Consider the following 21,043-nt stretch of genomic DNA (forward strand, 5'->3'; position numbering starts at 1 on the left):
ATACTTGAATTACAACTTGACGCATGGGATTTTTTGATTTTTTAACTGAGGACATTGCTATCGATTTAGGAACAGCAAATACATTAATTATACATAATGACAAGGTTGTTGTTGATAGTCCTTCAATTGTTGCGCGAAATAGACTTAGTGGTAAAATAATCGCTGTCGGAAATGAAGCTGCGATGATGCAAGGTAAAACTCATGAAAATATCAAAACTGTTCGTCCTCTTAAAGATGGTGTTATAGCCGATTTTGATGCCAGTGAGCAAATGATAAGTATGTTTATCAAAGAAATTCCTGCACTTAAAAAACGTTTGTTCACACCTTCCTTACGTATGGTTATTTGTATTCCAAGTGGTATTACTGAGGTTGAAATGCGTGCTGTAAAAGATTCAGCTGAACGCGTTAATGGAAAGGAGGTTTATTTGATCCATGAGCCTATGGCAGCTGCGATAGGTATCGGTGTTGATATCATGCAGCCTAAAGGAAATATGATTGTTGATATCGGTGGAGGAACGACCGAAATTGCTGTTATTGCGCTTGGTGGTATTGTGTGTGACCGATCAGTAAAAGTTGCAGGAGATGTTTTTACGAATGATATTATTTATTACATGCGTACCCAACATAACTTATTCGTAGGTGAACGCACAGCTGAAAAAATCAAAATTCAAATTGGTTCGGCAACTGAAGATTTAGAGACAGTTCCTGAAGACATGAATGTACAAGGACGTGATTTGCTGACTGGAAAACCTAAGCAAGTTGAAATTTCTTTTAGAGAAATAGCAAAAGCACTAGATAAGTCTATCTTGCGCATCGAAGATGCAGTGATGGAAACTTTATCACAAACACCACCCGAACTTGCTGCTGATATTTATAATACAGGAATCTATCTTGCTGGTGGAGGTTCAATGCTTCGTGGGCTTGATAAACGCTTGTCTCAAAAAACAGATCTACCAGTTTACATAGCAGAAGATCCTTTGAGATCGATAGTGAGGGGAACAGGAATTACACTGAAAAATATCGAAAAATTTAAGCCGATTTTAATTCAATAAGTCCATAATCCATGCAGCAGATTTTCAATTTTCTTATCAAGTATAAGGCTGGATTGGTATTTATAGGATTGTTGATTTTAGGCTTGAGTTTAACCGTTAAAGCACACGATTATCAAAATTCGAAAATAATAAGTGCTGCAAATGGCGTGACTGGCAATTTGTTCCAAATGAAGACAAATGTTAGTGACTACTTCAGGCTAGCTTCTCAGAATGAAGTTCTGTTACAAGAAAATAAAAATTTACAAGAAGAACTTTATCAATATCGTCAACAACAATTGCCGAAAATAGATACTTCAGTTGTTTTCAATGACACGATTTTCAAAGTTTATACTTCTAAAGTCATAGCCAACAATTATTCGCATACCGATAATTACTTATTATTAAATTCTGGTGATAAAGATGGATTAGAACCTGGTATGGCAGTTCTCTCAAGTTTAGGTGTCGTTGGCATCACAGAACAAGTTTCTGCAAATTTTACACGCGTTATTTCTATATTAAACCGGAATATTTCAATCAATGCTAAGTTAAAAAAGAGTAATCATTTTGGAACCCTAACTTGGGTTGGTGAAGATCCTTATATTGTCAATTTGATTGATGTGCCTAGATCAGCTAAAGTTAATGTTGGTGATACAATTACGACGGGAGGAAAATCATTTATTTTTCCAGGAGAAGTTTTAATTGGTACCGTTAAAGGTTTTGAGTTAGATTTAAATCGAGGTTATTATGATATTCAGATTAAATTATTTAATGACATGACAGATCTCGGTGAAATTTACGTTGTTAAAAGAAAGGACAAAGAAGAAGCAATGGAATTATTAGAAAATACAGAGCAAAGTGAATAAAAGTTTGCAAAAAATATTTGCTTTTATAGGTTTGGTTTTATTGCAAACGCTCATCCTTAACGAAGTTTATTTGTTTGGTTTTGTGATTCCCTATGTTTATATCATGTTCTTGGTCTTATTGCCGCCACATGCAAACCGTGTCCAAACATTAATTCTGTCTTTTATTCTAGGTTTATCGATTGATATTTTTGAAAGTACAGGTGGGATTCATGCTTCTGCTACATTGGTCGCCGCTTATTTTAGGCCACAGCTTTTGCACTTGACATTTGGCTTAAGTTATGATTATCAAACCTTAAGCATCAAGCATGAAGGTTTTTTTAAAAAAATGACTTACGTCGCTCTATTGGTTTTTATACATCATTCAGTTCTTTTTGCTTTAGAGGTTTTTAGTTTTGATCTTTGGCGCTTATTTTTAGAAAAATTGCTTTTATCATCCGTATTTAGTATTTTATTAATTATGCTAATGATGAGTCTAGTCAAAAAGAAATTGAGATGAAAAAATTACTCCCTTTAGTTTTGGTAAGCTTTTCAGTCATTATTTTTTTGACGCGTTTGTTTTATATTCAAATGATTGATGATTCTTATGGCGATGTCTCTCAAAATATTGCCATACGTAAGGTTTATGATTACCCTCAACGTGGATATATCTTTGATCGTAACGGGAAGTTACTCGTTGGAAATCAACCTGCCTATGATGTGATGATTGTGCCTAATGATGTCAAAGAGTTTGATACTTTAGCTTTAGCTGATTTGCTTAATTTGACTCCAGAGCGTTTAAAAGATCGTATTGAAAATGCAATTATTTATTCTCCGCGTTTGGCTTCAGTTGTGACACCTCAGTTAACAAAAGATGAGTATGCTTACGTTCAAGAAAGTATGTATAAATATGCTGGATTTTACATTCAGAAAAGATCTTTACGTGATTACAATGTGAGTCATAGTGCAAACATTTTGGGTTATATCGCTGAAGCGAATCAAAGGGATATTAAAAAGAATGCTTACTATCAGTCTGGTGATTTTATTGGTCGAAGAGGAGTTGAGCAACAATATGAAGATTTACTTAAAGGAACGCGAGGTGTTAAGCACTTTCTTAGGGATAGATTTAATAGAAATATCAAACCTTATAAAAACAAGAAATACGATACGATTTCTAAAAAAGGAAAGGATCTAAGCTTAACTATAGATTCTGAACTGCAAGCTTACGGCGAGAAGTTGATGAAAAATAAAAGAGGAGGAATTGTCGCTATACAACCTAAAACGGGAGAGATACTCAGTTTGGTCACAGCACCTTCTTATGATCCTGAAATTTTAGTGGGTCGTAAACGTTCACGTAATTATACGGAAATGTATTATGACTCAATTTCTAGGCCTTTATACAATAGAGCGCTTCAAGCTGTTTACCCTCCAGGATCACCATTTAAAGCTTTCACAGATTTAATTGGCTTAGAAGAAAATGTGATGTCACCAGATGAAACATACTATTGCAAAGGTTATTATTCATACGGACGTAGCGCGAGAATGGCTTGCCACCATCACAAAAATCCTGTTGATGCAGTGAGTGGGTTGGCATATTCATGTAATGCCTATTTTGCACAAGTTTATCGTCATACTATAGAAAAATATGACACACCTCAAGAAGGAATTGAAGTTTGGAGAAAACATTTAGAAAGTTTTGGTTTTGGAAATTATCTAGGTTACGATTTACCTGTAGGAAGAAAAGGTCTGGTGCCAGACGCAGATTATTACAACCGCGCTTACCAATATCCTAAGTATGAATGGTACGCAACTGCAACACTTTCTAATGCAATAGGTCAGGGTGAAGTGCTAACAACTCCAATTCAATTGGCTAATGGGATTGTAGCAATAGCAAATAGAGGATGGTATATCAAGCCGCATATTTTAAAAGAGGTTAATGGTGAGCCTATTAAATTTGAAGAATACACTAAGAAAAACTATACGACAATAAAGCCAGAAAACTTCGATCCGATTATCGAAGGGATGCATAATGCCTATGAATACGGAACAGCTCGCTTTTTGAGAGTTCCCGGTATTGAGGTTTGTGGAAAAACAGGAACTGCTGAAAATAAAACGCGTATCAATGGTGAAATCGTTCAACTTGAAGATCATTCTATTTTTGTGGCTTACGCACCAAAGGATGATCCAGAGATTGCAATTGCAGTTTTTGTTGAAAATGGAGGTTTTGGTTCAACTTACGCAGGTAGAATTTCAAGCTTGATGATTGAAAAATATCTAAAAGATGAAATTGAAAGAACAGATTTAGAGAAATGGATTTTGTCAAACAGCTTAGAAGAAGAGTATGCAAAACCTTATCTCATTAAAGAAGAAAAGGAGAACTAAATGTCAAAACGTACTTTTTTTCAGTTAGATTGGTTCAGTATTTTACTCGTTGTGATTCTTATTGGTTTCGGATGGGGAAACATCTACTCAACCACTGTCACCGATGCGAATGCAGATATTTTAGATTTTTCTGAAATTTACGGGAAGCAAATCCTTTGGATTATTATGGGTTTCTTTTTGGTAATTGTTATTTTATCAGTTGAAGTCAAGTTTTATGAGCGGTTTGCGAATGTTTTTTATTTAGTTGCCTTACTCTCTTTGTTAGGTCTGCTTTTTTTTGGAAAAACAATCGCAGGTCAAACAGCTTGGTATTCCTTTGGTTCATTTAGCATCCAACCGGCAGAATTCGTTAAAGCGACAGTTGCTTTGGCAATGGCAAAATACCTTAGTGAAATTGATGTGAATTTAAAAAGATTTAAAAATCAGCTCAAAGCATTTGTCATTATTTTATTGCCAATTTTATTAATCATGTTGCAGCCAGATGCTGGTAGCGCATTGATTTATTTGTCCTTTGCCATCCCTTTATATAGAGAAGGTTTACCGCATTGGTACTTGACACTTGCAATTTTGGCAGGCGTTCTATTTGTTCTAACGTTAAAATTTGGTTTTGTTATCGTTTCATCGATTGTCATATTACTTGTGACTTTGGCTTATTTATTTAATAAATCAAAGCGAAAAAAACTTTTACCCTATATTTTTAGTGTATTAATTGCTGTTGGATTTTCATTGTCAGTCAGCTTTATATTTAATAAAGTTTTACTGCCACACCAGCAAGATCGTTTTGATGTACTTTTGGAAGATGACATTGATATAAAAGGAACAGCTTTTAATTTGTACCAAAGTCAAGTTGCTATCGGAAGCGGCGGTATGACAGGTAAGGGCTGGCTGAAAGGAACTCAGACGCAAGGTCGATTTGTGCCCGAGCAACACACAGATTATATTTTTAGTACCGTTGGAGAGGAATGGGGCTTTTTAGGAACAAGTACAGTTGTTATTTTATTTGCAGTTTTACTTTTAAGACTTTACTTTTTGGCAGAACGGCAGAAATCTCAATTTAATCGGGTTTTTGGATATTCGGTATTCGGAATTTTGTTTTTTCATTTCTTTGTCAATATCGCTATGGTTATTGGTTTGTTCCCAACAGTTGGCATTCCATTACCTTTTTTTAGTTATGGCGGTTCAGGATTATGGGGATTCTTAATTTTAATCTTTATCTTTCTAAAATTAGATGCTAAACGAATCAGCTTAAACTAATGAAAATTGTTCTGAATTTTATCCTTATCATATTTTGTCCACTTAATTTTTTTGGGCAAGATTTCTATGCACAAGCTCAAAATGAAATCAAAGAAAAGGATTATGTAGAGGCTGAAGTTGTTGTCAAAAAGCATTTGAAATACAATCAACAGGATGTTAGGGCAAAAATGCTTTTAGGCGAAATATATGCACATCAGAAAGAATGGGAAAAATCTTCTGATGTTAATAAAGAACTAGTTGAAAGCGATGAGAATAACGCCGATTACCATTATCGATATGGAGGAACGCTGGGTTTGTGGGCTAAAAATGCTTCAAAATTTCAGGCATTATTTTTACTAGATGATGTGAAACATCATTTAAAACGCGCAGCTGAGTTAGATAGAAATCATATTGATACGCGCTGGGCATTGATTCAACTTTATATGGAACTTCCTGGAATTATAGGAGGAAGCCAAAAAGTTTCAGAAAAATATGCAAATCAACTTCATGATATTAGCCCAGTAGATGGAGCCTTGGCTTTTGGTTATATTGAAGTTTACGGTGAAAATTATGATCAGGCTGAGGTTCATTATAAAAAAGCTGTTGAAATAGGACAATCAACAACGACTTACCAGAAATTGATAAACCTTTATCATAAAAAAAATGCTTTTAAAAAAGAGATAATCACCTTGATTGAAGCATATCAACAAACGTATAATGCTGAATTTTTACAACAACTTTTAGAAAAAGATATTAAAACGCAATATTTGTCAACAAGAGTAAGAAATAAATTTCAAGAATTATTTAGAAGAGAAAACCCTAAAAAGGATATTCATCTTTTGGAAAAACTTCAACTGAAAATTGATTCAATCTAACTTCATTAAAACATTTAAGTTTTTAATTTTACATCAAAATCATTGATATGCGATTACATTTTATAGCAATTGGCGGCAGTGCAATGCATAGTTTAGCTATTGCCTTACAGGAAAAAGGTGATAAAATCACAGGAAGTGACGACGAAATTTTTGATCCCTCGAAGTCTTTACTAGAATCCCATGGACTTCTTCCTGAAGCATACGGATGGTTTCCTGAAAAAATCACAGAAGATATTGATGCAGTTATTCTTGGTATGCATGCCAAGGCTGACAATCCTGAACTTCTTAAAGCCAAAGAACTCGGTTTAAATATTTACTCTTACCCAGAATTTCTTTACGAGCATTCTAAAGAAAAAACACGTGTTGTGATAGGTGGTTCACACGGGAAAACGAGTATCACAGCAATGATTTTGCATGTTTTGCATTATCATCAACGCGAAGTAGATTATATGCTTGGTGCTCAAATAGATAACTTCGAAAACTCCGTTCACCTTACTGAAACAAACGATTTCATATTATTAGAAGGAGATGAGTATCTTTCATCTGCGCTAGATACAAGACCTAAATTTCATTTATATCAACCCAATATTGCTTTATTAAGTGGCATCGCTTGGGATCACATCAATGTTTTTCCAACATTTGAAAACTACATTAAACAATTTGAATTATTTTTAGATTCAATGACAAATGGATCAACTTTAGTTTATAATGCTGAAGATAAAAATTTAGTTAGAATAGCAGAAGAAGCTACAAAGCCAACTCGAAATCATCCATATCAAACACCTGAATTTACGATAAATGACGGTGTCACTTCAATAGAAACACCAGAAGGTGAAATGCCTCTAGAGATTTTTGGTGCACACAATTTACAAAATCTTGCAGGTGCCAAGTGGATTTGCCAACACATGGGCGTTGATGAAAATGATTTTTATGAAGCGATTGCGAGTTTTAAAGGCGCTTCAAAACGTTTGGAGTTAATGCATAAATCTGATGATGTGATCGTGTATAAAGATTATGCGCATTCACCATCTAAAGTGCAAGCAACAACAGCAGCTGTTAAAAAGCAATACCCAAACAGACATTTGATCGCTTGTTTAGAATTACATACTTACAGTAGTTTAAATTCTGAATTTTTAGACGAATATGAAGCAACACTTGATGCAGCTGATGAAGCGATTGTTTTCTTTTCACCAAAAGCTGTTGAAATTAAAAGATTAGACATTTTATCAAAAGAAGCAATTTTAGATAAATTCAAGAGAAAAGATTTGAAAGTTTTTACTTCTGCTGAAGATGTTCTCGAATATTTAGAACAAAAAGAATATCAAAAAGACGTTTTACTTATGATGAGTAGCGGTCATTACGGAGGTTTTAATTTTAAAGACTTTTCGGATAAACATTCGTAGTTGGTAATTTCAGTTTGTCTTTTGGTTTCTTAAAAATCATTATCTTTAGGAAAGTTCTTTCATGAAAAAACAAGCTGAATCACTCCCTATCACAACTTGGTCTCTTGCTGATCGACCAAGGGAGAAGTTACTTGCTAAAGGTAAACAAGCCTTGACAAACGCTGAATTACTTGCGATTTTAATAGGTTCCGGGAATCGAAATGAATCTGCTGTGAACTTATGTCAGCGTATTATGAAATCGCATCAAAATTTATTGCAGAATATCGCCAAAGCTAGTGTTGAAGATTTGATGCAATTTAAAGGAATTGGAGAAGCAAAAGCTATTACAATTGTTGCTGCTCTTGAGCTGGGGAGAAGAAGAAGGAGTGAGGATGCTCACGAGTTAACTAAAATTAAATCTAGCCAAGATGTTTATCATTTAATGTATGCTTATATAGGAGAACTTTCTCATGAAGAATTTTGGATCATGATGTTAAACAATTCAAATAAAGTTATACATAAATACAACTTGAGTAAGGGCGGCATCACTGCGACGATGGTCGATATACGGCTATTGTTTAAAAAAGCATTAAGCCAATCTGCAACGAGTATTATTTTGGCACACAACCATCCGTCGGGAACACTCAAGCCAAGTCAGGCAGACAAGCAATTAACGGCAAAAGTAAAGAAAGCAGGAGAAATTCTTGATATTAAAGTTCTAGATCACCTCATTATCACAGAAAAATCTTACTTTAGTTTCGCAGATGAAGGATTATTATAAATGAAGGAATTACTTGTTTACGTGCCCAAAAACAGCTCTCGGATTAGCTATATTTTTAATCATATTTGTGGCCGTATGATGGGTTTTGAGGTTCAATTTACTTCTAAAATTGAAACTTTTATTAGCTTTAAAGGTCCAAAAATATCTTATTGCAAAAAGAAGCTTGGAAACGAAATTTTCATTCAGCAATATGGCCTTTTAGAAGAACATGGTATCAACGATGTCAGCATCATGGTTGATTATTGGGAAGAAGCAGAGTGTCCTTGTTTTTTCAGAGTATCGAATAATAGTGATTTATCCTTTGATATATTTTCCGCAAGCTTTTATCTGCTCTCACGATATGAAGAATATCAACCTCATGTGAAAAATGAATATGGATGCTTTGGGTATGAAGAAAGCTTAGCTTTTCAGAAAAACTTCTTAACGCTCCCTGTTATTGAAATGTGGGTTGAATGTTTTAAAAATCTTTTACAACAAAAATTTGAACTTCCTGAAACTGAAAAAAACTATCAAGCAAAAGTCAACATTTCAGTTGAGCAAGCTTATGCTTTTAGGCACAGGGGTTTTGTGAGGTTGCTGGGAGCGAGTTTTCAAGATTTATTCAAATTTGATTTTCTGAATATTTATCAGAGATTAAAGACAATGTTCAGGTTGGCTCCAGATCCTTATGATGTTTATGATGATCTGGTTAAATTTGGTCAAAACTCAAATATCATTCTTGATTTTTACTTTCAGTTGAGTGATTATACGCGTTATTCAAAAAGCATTAGCTACAATAAACGTGTTTATCACAAATTGATAAAATCTATGGGCGATTATGTAAAGCTAGGATTAAGACCAGGGTACGAAGCCATCAATAACTTTTTGATTTTTAAGAAGGAAAAAAAGAGATGGCAAAATATTGTTAACCAAAATTTATATGCAACACTTATCAATTCTGATGGATTGAATTTTCCTTTGGTTTTTGAACATATGAACAAGCTTGAAATCACAGATGATTATTCAATGGGTTACCCAAATCAAATTGGCTTTAGAGCAGGAACAGCAAGTGCTTTTCAGTATTATGATCTTAATCTAGAGCAAAGTACACGCCTTGTTATACATCCATATTTGTTTAATAGTGACACGCTTCAAAGTGGAAGTTTCAATGCTATTGAAGCAGAATTATTAAGAATATCTGCTATTTTAAGAAAGTTGGGTTTAATCAATCGGTTAACATTTACCAATGCTGATTTTTCATTATATGAAGATCACGAAAAAATATATACACTTTTAAAAAAACTTAGTTAATGCAGCCTGTAAAGCATCTTTTCTTTGATTTAGATCACACTTTGTGGGATTTTAATTCAAACTCTAAATCAACCTTTCAACATATTTTTGATCATCACAATGTCGGTGTTGACATGACGGATTTCATACCCGTTTATGAACCGATCAATGCAAAATATTGGCAACTTTTTAGACATAATAAAATCTCTAAAGAAGATTTGAGATATGCGCGTTTAAAAGAAGCTTTTGATGTTTTAAAATACAAGGCGAATGACGATTTGATATCTGTTTTATCAGAAGATTATATTCAGAATTTAGCTAATTACAACCAGTTATTTCCCAATACAATTGAAATTTTGTCTGAGTTGAAACCTTTTTACCAACTTCATATTATTACAAATGGTTTTAAGGAAGTTCAAGCAAAAAAGATGAAGAGTTCTAATATTGATCACTTCTTCGAGACTTTAACGACTTCTGATGACGCTGGCTGTAAAAAGCCAAACCCTGATATTTTTGCTTACGCGCTCAATTTAGCTCAAGCTAAAAAAGTAGAGAGCTTAATGATAGGTGACAATATTGAAGCTGATGTAGAAGGTGCACAAAAATTCGGGATCAATGCTGTGTTATTCGGCAAAGATGATACCTTTGACGGGCATCAAATCACATGTTTATCTGAATTAAAAACAATACTGAAATGAGAAAATTATTTTTACTTTTTATATTTACATTATCACTTGGCTTACAAGCTCAAGATTTTGATGAAAATAAAATGAGTGTTACCGTTCCTATGAAGTTTGATTTTTTAAAAGAAAAAAATCAGTATAACCTTAATATTCTAGCACGTGTTTTACTCAAAGAAGCTGGATTTAATGTTTATATGGACGTTGAAGAAAAGCCATTAGAAATTCAATCCAACCCATGCTCAAATCTTCGCTTTGAATTAGAGGAAGTGGATTCTTTTTTAAGAAAAAGACTCTTCTTTTCTTTACGGGATTGTAGTGATAATTCGGTTTATACTTCTGAGGTAGGAGTAAGTAATTCTAAAAAATTTAAAGAGGCCTATGTAGAGGCTCTTCGTGGTTCTTTTCAAGGCTTTTCTTCGAAAGATGTAACTCTTTCTAACAATTTTAGGCTGGTTCAAGTTGACGAAAATCAAGCTAAAGAAAGTACAGGTGACCAAGATAAATTTTTAGATAAAATTATTTTTAAATTTGCTGGTCAAACCTATTGGATGATTCAAAAAAGTGAAGATCATTTTGTGATCTATCTCGCCTCAAGCCAAAATAAATTTGCCGAATTAGAAGCTGCTGATAAAGGAAGTTATATTTATAAATCAGGAGATTTATTAGGTGCTGCTTATTTCACTTCCAAAGGTGATTTAAAAGTTGAGTACAGAGATCAAGATATTGATGAAGTACAAACCTTAAACTTCAATAGAGTTCAATAAACCTAACAAGATGGCCTTAGTAATTGTACTTTGGCCATTGCTTTTTTAGTTTCTGTCTGAGCTGCTGCTCTCTTTTATTATCAGTTGGTTTAAAAAAACTTGTCTGTGTCAAACTTTCTGGCATAAATTCATGTTGCACAAAATGACCTGGATAATCATGTGCGTATCTATAGTTTGCACCGTAACCACTGTCTTTCATCAGTTTTGTTGGTGCATTTCTTAGTGATAAGGGAACATTGAGATTTTGAGTTCTTTTGACTTCTACCATCGCTTTATTGATTGCTATATATGCAGAGTTACTCTTTTCTGATGTTGCCATGTAAATTACACATTGACTCAAAATAATACGCGATTCAGGCATTCCTACTGTATTTACTGCTTGGAAAGTATTATTTGCCATAACTAAAGCTGTTGGATTTGCAAGACCAATATCCTCGCTGGCCAATATTAATAAACGTCTTGCAATAAATTTTACATCTTCTCCACCATCCAGCATTCTTGCTAACCAATAAACGGCTGCGTTTGGATCACTTCCTCTTATTGATTTGATAAATGCAGAAATGATGTCATAATGTTGCTCACCATTTTTGTCATAGCGCGTGCTTTGTTGGTTTATTCTTTCAGCAACAATTGCATTTGTAATATTGATGGTTTCATTAGCTGCAAAGGAATTGACAACGAGTTCAAAATTGTTAAGAAGCTTTCGGGCATCACCACCAGAAAAACGAATCAAAGCTTCGTATTCTTGAATTTTAATCTCTTTTGTTTTAAGAATGTCATCATCTTTCATTGCTTTTTGAAGCAATTCTTTTAAATCATTCTCACTGAATTGCTTTAAAGTATAGACTTGACAGCGCGAGAGCAGGGCAGAGTTAATCTCAAAACTTGGATTTTCAGTTGTCGCACCGATTAAAATAACCCAGCCTTTTTCAACAGCGGCAAGAAGTGAATCTTGTTGAGATTTGCTGAATCTATGTATTTCGTCTATAAAAAGAATTGGATTTTTCTGTTTACTGAATAAACCATCATTCTTTTTTGCTTTGTCAATCACCTCTCTCACATCTTTAACACCGCTACTTATTGCAGAAAGTGTGTAAACATTTCTGTCTGTTTGTGAAGCGATGATATGTGCCAAAGTTGTTTTACCAACTCCAGGAGGTCCCCATAAAATCAGTGAGGGTAAGACTTGATTTTTAACAAGTTGAGTGATAGAGCCTTGTGAGCCAACTAAGTGCTGTTGGCTCATGTAATCGGCAAATGTTTTGGGTCTTAATCTTTCTGCTAATGGCGTATTCATATTGCAAAATTACAATTTTACTGACACAATAGCAGAAGATGTAGATTGGAAAGTTTTTTGATATCTTCACGTTGATGAAATCTAAGCTTTACCAAACATATCGATATTTATGGCTTCCTTTTTTTGCTTTATTAGCAATTTGGATTGTCTATTGGATTGAAATTAGATTTGGATTCAATTTTAATAAATATGGATTGTACCCAAGATCTCTTAAAGGTTTGAGTGGGATTTTGCTGAGTCCTTTTATTCATAGCGGAATAGAACATCTATTTAAAAATAGTATTCCGTTGGTTATTTTAATTTCTGCTTTAACTTTTTTTTATCCTAAAAGGCATCTCAAAATTCTACTTTATGGGTTTCTGTTGAGCGGAATATTAACTTGGATTATGGCCAGGCCGTCATACCATATTGGAGCGAGTGGCGTAGTTTACTTTCTGGCTAGCTTTTTATTTTTTAATGGTATTAAATCTAAAAATTATAGATTAATTGCGCTTGCGCTCACTGTAGCATTTGTTTATGGGAGTTTAGTTTGGGGCGTTTTGCCTGATCAAACGAAAGAGAATATTTCTTGGGAAGGCCATTTGTCTGGTTTAATTGTCGGCTTTCTATTAAGCTATTTTTACACTTCTCAGTTAGTTACTTCTGAATTTAATATAAAAAAGCATAAGTCAGTGAAGCAAACAGAAAAAGAGAAAGAGTTTATGCGACAATTTGATGAAAATGGTCATTTTAGTCCTGTAGAACCCGAAGAAGAATCAATCGATAAAGTATCAAACGATTCATCAAATCAATTAGAAATAAAGGTTTACTATAAGCCGAAACAGGAAGATTAAAACACCTCTGTTATCTCAATTATTTATTGAGTTTTTGTTTTAAATTCTCATAAAGAAACATTCCGCAAGCCACTGAAACATTGAGAGAGTTGATTTCACCTAAAAGTGGAATTTTAGCAGTTTCATCTAACATTTTTACAATGCTATGATGAATGCCGTTTTCCTCACTTCCCATCACAAATGCGGTTGATTCTGTGAGTTGAGTTTCATAAATATTTTGATTTGCTTTTTCTGTCGCACCAATAAGTTTCACACCTGATGATTGAAGATAAAATATAGCGTCTTTAAGATGATTAACTTTGCAAATATTCACTTTATAGGCTGCTCCTGCTGAAGTTTTTATCGCTTGGCTATTGACTTTTGCACTTCCTTGTGTTGGCAAAATCACTGCAGCAACATTTGTGCATTCAGCTGTTCTTAAAATAGCTCCTAAATTTCTTACATCTGTAATTCCATCTAATAATAAGAAAGTCGCTGGTTCATCTTTTTCTAAAGCTTTTTCAACTGTTTCTTCAAAATCAGCATAGTTGATATCAGAAATTTCAGCAATGATACCTTGGTGATTTAGATGATCGTACTTCTTAAACTTTTGAACAGGAACATAAGAAACTTTGACGTTTTCCTTTCTAGCTTGAGAAGCCAAATCGTTAAACTTGTTCTTTAAGTTCATATTGATTAATATTTTATCAATATCTTTTTTCTGATTTAAAGCTTCTTGAACACTGTGATTTCCAAAAATTATATTTTCCATAAGATTCATTTTATACAAAAACAAAAGGCTGACAAAGATATGTCAGCCTTTTAATTTAGTCTAATATTAAAGTGATTATTCTTTAATTATTTTCTTGTTTAATGATGTTTTACCATCTGTAATTTTGACTAAGTATGTTCCAGTTGATAATGAACTTGTATTCATTTGGATTGTATTTTGAGAAGTAGAATTTTTTGTTGAAGAAAGAACTAACCTCCCACTTAAATCATAAACTTTTACTTCGGCTTGACCTTCAAATGCTTCAGCACCTGTTATGTTTAAATAATTTTTGACTGGGTTAGGCCATATTTTGATCTCATTTTGACTAATAATATTTTCAGTACTTAAAAAAGAATCGATACCAGTTACAATAAGACTAAATTCTTGATCTCCTGCAACCAACGAGCCTTTGTGAGATATTTCAATTGTATAATTACCTGCTGGTAAATTATTAACTTCTATCTTTTCAACATTATCTACATTATTATCAGCTTTAATAGCAGCAATTGGAGTAGACGACATATCTAATACCCATGGCATATATTCTTCATCAGTATCATTGTTTATGATTCGCATATCTAAATCATTGACTAATGCAGGAGTTGGATCATTTAAAGTTGGAGAGTTTCCTGGGGAGCTTGCCGTTCCTTTACCTGCAATGTCGTTCCAAACTATAGAAGCTTTAACACTAGAGTCTTCTGATACTGTAATATCATAAGAGATCGTTTGCCCATCGCTTAATTCATGTGATTCAAAAATAATTTCACTATTATTTTTATTTTGAATTACCAATGCTGATTCATAAGCATCAAGCACGCCCCAACCAAATTTTGGATCAGGACCTATACTTGGTGATTGTGGATCGTATACTGTGTGAATAGCTAAATTCTTTAATTCAAATGATTTTAAGTGTTCACTATATAGTTCATTATTATATTGTTGTAATAAGATTAAAGATCCCGCAACATTTGGAGTTGACATCGAAGTCCCTGTCAAAGTTGCATAACCATCAGTAGCACTCGGTGAGCCAACAAAATAGTATGATGACTCTAAGTTGGAGCCCATACCAGCAATATCAGGCTTTACTCGTCCGTCATCTGTAGGGCCTTCAGAACTAGAAGGATTAATTGTTGCTTCAGTCAATCTTTCATTCGTATCTTCATCAAAATAAGGTTTGAATGAATTTGCTACTATCAATAAGTTTTTACTGACCTTGTTTCCAAATAATTTATCATAACCAGGTGCTATGGCTTGGCTATTATTGGGAACTCCTTCATTTCCAGCTGACATGACAGGCAATATATAATCTAGCTGATGAACTAGATAATCCCAATAATATGCATCGTTCATATATGCTCCTACATAAGCAGCAGGTAGAGCTAGATTTCCTTGATTATTAAAAATGGGTATTCCATAAGAGTGATTGGAGATTAAAAGGCCTTCATTTGCGGCAGCAAGAACTTCAGCAATATCATCTTGCCAATCGTAAGTTAAAATTTCAACTTCCGGAGCCATTCCTTTGGCACTAGGGTTTATTCCGTAAGCTCCAATGGTACCGGCAACATGCGTTCCATGACCACCAAAACTATTTCCTGAATCTCCTATAGTCACTTTAGAATCTTGATCAACTAGTTTGAATTCATCATGATTTACCATTACTCTCTTTTCATCCCAAACACCTACAGAATGTTCTTCACCATTAAGATTTAATCCCAAACTTCCGCCTGTATTTAACTCAAGGGTCCTTGTGAGTAAAGATGCGTTAACATTTTCAGTTGCTCTGAAAATTAGATTGTTGTCGATAACATCGTATAAGCTATTAATAAAATCTTGATCGGTAATGTTATTTTTAGCAATAAGATTGTTGACACGTTTTTTTCTCTCTTTTGAATACTTAAAGACTTCCTTTTTTAAGCTTTCAACATTTTTTTGATTGTAAGAACTTTTGATTTTTTCTCTGTCATTTTCTGTCTGAGAATAACCAAAGCATGTTGTTAAAAATAAAATAGAGTAAATAATCTTTTTCATAAGTTTATATAAATAATTACGCCCAAATATATAGATATTTGGGCGTAATCAATGTTAATGATTTAACTTATTATTAAATATTTATAAAATATTTGATAATTACAAGTTCGGGTTATTTTGAACTTCTTCAATTGGAAATTCAAAAGTTAATTCATCTGCATTATATTGGTATGTTTCACCAGCATTTGTTAAATGATTTGTAGGATACTTCACTGTCGCTTCGTTTCTCTTCATTGCTAAGTAAGATTTACCTTCACCCCAAAGTTCACGACGAGTTTGTACATAGATTTCATCAAGTAAATCTTGACCTGATAAAGCATCAATGTAAGTCGCATCATTTACTCTCAATTCAACAACAGCTTTTAATGAAGTTTTTGCAGTTGCTTCATCACCTGATTTAGCGCTTGCTTCTGCATTTAACAGATACATTTCAGCCATTCTTAAATAAATATAATCTGAAGTAATATTTCTTTGACCTCCTAAGCTTCTACCTTCTGCAAAAAATTTGTTAACTGGTGCTGGTTGCCCTGATCCAAAAACGTCAGAAAATTGGCTTTTTCTTACATCATCAGCAGGCATTTCATCTAATAATTCAGCGTTTATAGATTTAGGATCTCCTACATATGCATAACTATAAGTGTAAACATCAACCTGTCCCCACCATGATACAAGACCTAAGCCTTGGTCTAAAGTAATGTCCATACCCCAAATCCAACCTGGAGTAGATGCATCATTAAAACCAGCTGGTGCACTTGTTCCAGATACTTCAGCAGCTGTCATAATAGGGTGATTACCTCTGTCAATAACATTTTTAGAATGTGTAGCTGCTAAATCGTCTTCACCCATTGCTGCATAAGCATACGCTAAATATGATTCAGCAACGTCTTGATTAACCTCATTTTTAATTGTTCCTCGATCGAAACCTTCGAGTAATTGAGTTGCTTGCTTAAGGTCATCAGTTAATTTACCATACAATTCTGCTTGTTCTATTGATGGTTGAGCATCAGACACAACGTCATAATATGGGATTCCTTGTGTTCCGGGTGCATAACCTTCTGTGAAATAATTCATCAAGTAAAAGTATGACATTCCTCTGAAGAATTTTGCTTGAGCATAATATACTTGTGCTTGTTCGTCTTCTGGTATTTCATCATTACCACCCAACTGTTCAATCATTAAGTTGGCAGAGAAGATCAGTCTGTAGTAATATCTCCACGCTTCATAATTCTCAGTGTCATTATAATCAGTCGTCATCGTTAAGTCTGCAACGTTAGAATACCATCCGTAGTTGAGACCTCCCATGACCATGTTTCCAGAGAGCAAATCTCCGTAAATATCATAAGATTTTTGACCAAAGTCAGTATGTCTTAAAGTTCCCCCTGTTCCTCTTTGGTACATTAAGGCATAGATACCTTTAATGTTTGCGGCTTGGAGTTCAGGATTCTGTTCTGAAAGATCTCCGATTTGATCTGAACTGATAAACTCAGTTGGTTCAGTTTCAAGGAAATCATCGTTACAAGAAAATAACAATGACGCCACTAGAGCTGCACCGAATAATTTATTTAGTGTTTTCATAGTTTTTTTAGAATTTTAAAGTTACGCCTACTGTGAAAGTAGAAAGCGGTGAATATCTATATGTGGATGCTCCACTGATAGACGTTGATGGGTTGAACCCGTCTCTCTTAGAGAATAAGAATAAGTTGTCGCCTGTGACATAGATAGAAGCATCAGCAATACCAGAATCTTGTAAGAATGCACTTGGCAAGTCGTAACCTAATCTGACGTTGTTCAATGATAAGAAATCAGCTTTAGTGATAAAACGCGTTGATGAAGCATTCACATTCTTCGTCGCATTGTTATCAATTCTTGGCACATCAGTGATATCGCCAGGTTGTTGCCATCTGTTGTTGATATCAGTATGCCAGTTGTTACCACCGACAACACCATTGTGCATTAAGTCAGCATAAGCACCATCATAAGCGTGTCCTCCAATTTGGTATAGGAACTGCGCACTGATACTAAAGCCTTTGTAGCCTGCAGAAAGGTTGAAAGCACCTCTCACATCAGGAATTGCACTTTGACCTGTATAACGTTTAGTCGCATTAGCAGGGTCATTCGTTTCTCTAACATCAATATTAGCATTAGGATTAGCAGTTGTGTACTCGTGTAAACTTCTGATATCTTGCCCTGTGTCAACATCAAAGTAAGTATTCCAGATAGGAAGACCATTTGCTGGATCAACACCGACGTATTCTCTTGTGTAGAAGTCGTATAATGAATGCCCCTCAGAACGTCCGTAAAGTCCAGCAACATCAAGAACTTTATTGGTACCAGTAGATGGGTCAATTGGCATTGCTTTCAATTCGTTGTTCAATACTTCTCCATTGATTCCTGCGTTTAAGTAGAAATCTGGGGTTTTAATAATATTTGCTTTCACGTCAAACTCTAATCCAGAGTTTAATAATTCTCCGTCATTCACAGTTAAGATAGCAATACCAGTTGAAGGTGCTTGTCTTCTGTCGAACAATAAGTCTTCAGTGTTTTTTCTATAGTAATCAATATTGACTTCTAAGAAATCACCTATATTAGATTCAACACCGACCTGGAACATTTTAGAAGTTTCCCACGTTAAGTCTTTGTTTCCTCTTGTACCGAATGAGAATGATGGATCATCATTAACATTACCAATATCAAATCTGTCGTAACCAGGGTATAAACCAACACCACCTTGCTCACCGATTAAACCGTAACTCGCTTTTAACTTTAAGAAGTCAATTGCATCAACATCTGTTAAGAAGTCTTCATTACTCATTACCCAAGCAGCACTTACAGAGCCAAAAGTACCCCATTTGTTATCGTCTAAGAATCTTGAAGATCCATCTCGACGTACAGTACCTGAAAGGAAGTAAGTATCATCATAGTTATAGTTTGCGTTAGCAAAGTAACTCTCTAATGTATAATTATCAACGTATGATCCCGGAGGCGTGCTCACAACAACAGCGTTGTTGAATTCAGTTCCTTCAGGGTCAATGACATCACTTTTACCTGCGTATAGTGTTTGTCTTTCCCAAGAGTTACTTTCGTGTGCAGCTAAGGCATCAATGTTATGATTCCCATAAGATTCACTAAATCTGATGATCTGTTGGAAGTTAGCACTAAACAATTCTGTTTTTTGTTTAAAGATAGAACCGTTTTCTCCTCTACTTGGACCGTAGAATGGGCTGTTTCTGCTATTTGCACTATTGTTATAGTATTGAGAACCAAATCTTACTTCAGCACTTAAATAATCTGTAATATCAGCTTTTAAGTAAGAGTTTGTGTTGATCTCATGTCTTTCGTCTTTACTCGTACTGTATTTTGCATCAGCAATTGAGTTTGCCTGTGCTCCAAAACGTCTACCATCTTCACCGTAGTCATATTGGTTACCTCCGTAGTAAGGGTCTGGAACCATATCTCCAGCGCCATCTCTTAAGAATAATGGATAGATTGCAGGAATGTTATCAGTAAACCAGAAAATAGATCCTGAGTCACTTGATTGACCATTGTCGTTTGTTTCTGAGATTGTATAGCCAACATTCATGTTTCCTGTCAACCACTCTTTAGCTTTGTGCTGTAAGTTTAAACGGCCACTGTATCTTTCGTAGTCTGAATCAACAATATAACCGATATCTTTCAAGTAACCGAAAGACGTAAAGTAGCTTGTTTTTTCATCACCACCACTAATTTTAATGTTCGCTTCAGTTCTGTTTGATGTTTGGAAGCCGTAGTCTTCCCAATCTTCTGGGTTGTATCGTCTTGTTACACCATCTCTAACCTGTCCTGTTGAAGGGTTGATTAATTCTCCACCGTCAGCAACATTCCACATGTTGTAATGTGATCCAATTCCTTGACCATCCCCGAATAATTCGTCATTCGCATAGTCAATAGAACCAGCTTGATCAAAACCTTCTTTGTACATTCCGTAGTTTTTCAAACCTTCCCAACCAAGCTCAATATAGCGTTCTGGAGATTCGATCACGTCATGACGTGGAATTAAGTTGTAGTTAAATCCTGTTTTAGTTGAAACCTCAATAGATCCTGTTTTACCACTACCTGTTTTAGTTTCGATAACGATTACACCGTTTGCACCTCTAGAACCATAGATTGCAGTTGCAGCCGCATCCTTTAATATAGTTGTGCTCTCGATATCTTGTGGATTAATCGAGTTGATGTTACCGTTGTAAGGTACGCCATCCACAACATAAAGTGGTGCAGTGTTACCATTAACAGAACCGATACCTCTAATTCTAATTTGTGCACTAGAACCTGGTTGTCCACTGGTATTGATTACTCTAACCCCAGCTGCTTCACCTGCTAATGCTTGCGAAACGTTTGAAACACTCTTTTTGTTGAGTTCATCAGCACTTACCCGTGTTGCACTACCAGTAAATGACTTTTTAGATGAAGTCGAGTAACCTGTCACAACCACCTCGTCAAGTTCAGCTGCGTCTTCTTGCAAGCTTACTTCAATTGTCGATTGACTTCCGACTTCAATTTCTTGCGTTTTCATCCCTAGGTACGAAAAGACAAGTACTTTTCCAGTTTCTACATCAATTGTGTAGTTACCATCAAAATCTGTCTGCGTCCCGTTCGATGTCTCTTTCTCGATAACGTTTACCCCAGGAATAGGTAAACCATCTTCTCCAGTGACATTACCTGTCACTGTTTTAGTTTGTGCAAATGAAATTTGCACCGCCAACACTAGTAAAAGTGTCAGAAATCCACTAAATTTTGTTCTCATTTTATTGTTTTATTTGAATTAGCCGATGCCAAAAATTAAAATAAAAAGTTAATTGAGCAAGACTTTTTGTGATAATTTTAGTGTAACAAGTGTTAAACCATCGCTTTAATGTCAT

Annotated in this window: 17 protein-coding genes; 12 read left to right on the top strand and 5 right to left on the bottom strand. The window is 34.7% G+C overall.

The annotated features are described in order from the left end of the window. The first annotated feature begins 23 nt into the window (after positions 1-23). From CAP47_RS09540 to CAP47_RS09590, 11 genes are all read left to right on the top strand, one after another. Positions 24-1,052, top strand: a complete 1,029-nt coding sequence (locus CAP47_RS09540; RefSeq protein ID WP_100776405.1) for a rod shape-determining protein — start codon at positions 24-26, stop codon at positions 1,050-1,052. Positions 1,053-1,063: 11 nt separating this feature from the next. Next, positions 1,064-1,894 (top strand): rod shape-determining protein MreC, encoded by an 831-nt coding sequence (gene mreC / locus CAP47_RS09545; RefSeq protein ID WP_100776406.1) that lies wholly within the window; start codon positions 1,064-1,066, stop codon positions 1,892-1,894. A 4-nt stretch (positions 1,895-1,898) separates the two neighbouring features. Then, positions 1,899-2,390, top strand: coding sequence for a rod shape-determining protein MreD (gene mreD / locus CAP47_RS09550; protein ID WP_238141027.1), 492 nt, complete (start codon positions 1,899-1,901; stop codon positions 2,388-2,390). Then, complete coding sequence (mrdA, locus tag CAP47_RS09555; RefSeq protein ID WP_100776408.1) at positions 2,387-4,252, top strand: penicillin-binding protein 2; 1,866 nt, start codon at positions 2,387-2,389, stop codon at positions 4,250-4,252. Before mreD ends, mrdA begins: the two co-directional genes overlap by 4 nt. Continuing rightward, positions 4,253-5,506 carry a rod shape-determining protein RodA gene (gene rodA / locus CAP47_RS09560; protein ID WP_100776409.1) on the top strand — a complete coding sequence of 418 codons (1,254 nt, stop codon included), beginning with the start codon at positions 4,253-4,255 and terminating at the stop codon, positions 5,504-5,506. After that, a complete protein-coding gene (locus tag CAP47_RS09565) occupies positions 5,506-6,360 on the top strand; it encodes a tetratricopeptide repeat protein (RefSeq protein ID WP_100776410.1) in 855 nt (284 codons plus the stop codon). Before rodA ends, CAP47_RS09565 begins: the two co-directional genes overlap by 1 nt. A gap of 47 nt (positions 6,361-6,407) precedes the next feature. Beyond that, positions 6,408-7,763 (top strand): UDP-N-acetylmuramate--L-alanine ligase, encoded by a 1,356-nt coding sequence (locus CAP47_RS09570; protein WP_100776411.1) that lies wholly within the window; start codon positions 6,408-6,410, stop codon positions 7,761-7,763. Between the two features lie 61 nt (positions 7,764-7,824). Further along, complete coding sequence (radC, locus tag CAP47_RS09575; protein WP_100776412.1) at positions 7,825-8,523, top strand: RadC family protein; 699 nt, start codon at positions 7,825-7,827, stop codon at positions 8,521-8,523. Beyond that, entirely contained in the window at positions 8,524-9,813 is a 1,290-nt protein-coding gene (locus CAP47_RS09580) for a DUF7033 domain-containing protein (RefSeq protein WP_100776413.1), read from the top strand. Beyond that, entirely contained in the window at positions 9,813-10,490 is a 678-nt protein-coding gene (locus CAP47_RS09585) for a YjjG family noncanonical pyrimidine nucleotidase (protein WP_100776414.1), read from the top strand. Before CAP47_RS09580 ends, CAP47_RS09585 begins: the two co-directional genes overlap by 1 nt. Then, entirely contained in the window at positions 10,487-11,239 is a 753-nt protein-coding gene (locus CAP47_RS09590; RefSeq protein WP_100776415.1) for a hypothetical protein, read from the top strand. The genes CAP47_RS09585 and CAP47_RS09590 overlap by 4 nt, the downstream gene beginning before the upstream one ends. Positions 11,240-11,255: 16 nt before the next feature. On the opposite strand, the gene CAP47_RS09595 is transcribed toward CAP47_RS09590, so the two are convergent. After that, positions 11,256-12,536 (bottom strand): replication-associated recombination protein A, encoded by a 1,281-nt coding sequence (locus CAP47_RS09595; RefSeq protein WP_100776416.1) that lies wholly within the window; start codon positions 12,534-12,536, stop codon positions 11,256-11,258. Between the two features lie 74 nt (positions 12,537-12,610). On the opposite strand from CAP47_RS09595, the gene CAP47_RS09600 reads away from it, so the two are divergent. Further along, complete coding sequence (locus CAP47_RS09600; protein WP_100776417.1) at positions 12,611-13,369, top strand: rhomboid family intramembrane serine protease; 759 nt, start codon at positions 12,611-12,613, stop codon at positions 13,367-13,369. 19 nt (positions 13,370-13,388) lie between these two features. Here the strand turns inward: CAP47_RS09600 and rlmB are convergent, their stop codons facing one another. The 4 genes from rlmB to CAP47_RS09620 form a co-directional block, all read right to left on the bottom strand. After that, complete coding sequence (rlmB, locus tag CAP47_RS09605; protein WP_100776418.1) at positions 13,389-14,120, bottom strand: 23S rRNA (guanosine(2251)-2'-O)-methyltransferase RlmB; 732 nt, start codon at positions 14,118-14,120, stop codon at positions 13,389-13,391. A 75-nt stretch (positions 14,121-14,195) separates the two neighbouring features. After that, complete coding sequence (locus CAP47_RS09610) at positions 14,196-16,148, bottom strand: S8 family serine peptidase (protein ID WP_100776419.1); 1,953 nt, start codon at positions 16,146-16,148, stop codon at positions 14,196-14,198. 99 nt (positions 16,149-16,247) lie between these two features. After that, positions 16,248-17,723 (bottom strand): RagB/SusD family nutrient uptake outer membrane protein, encoded by a 1,476-nt coding sequence (locus CAP47_RS09615; protein ID WP_100776420.1) that lies wholly within the window; start codon positions 17,721-17,723, stop codon positions 16,248-16,250. A gap of 7 nt (positions 17,724-17,730) precedes the next feature. Next, positions 17,731-20,928, bottom strand: a complete 3,198-nt coding sequence (locus tag CAP47_RS09620; protein WP_100776421.1) for a SusC/RagA family TonB-linked outer membrane protein — start codon at positions 20,926-20,928, stop codon at positions 17,731-17,733. Between the last annotated feature and the right edge of the window lie 115 nt (positions 20,929-21,043).

This window comes from Psychroflexus sp. S27 (assembly GCF_002810405.1).
In the GTDB taxonomy this organism is placed as follows: domain Bacteria; phylum Bacteroidota; class Bacteroidia; order Flavobacteriales; family Flavobacteriaceae; genus Psychroflexus; species Psychroflexus halocasei_A.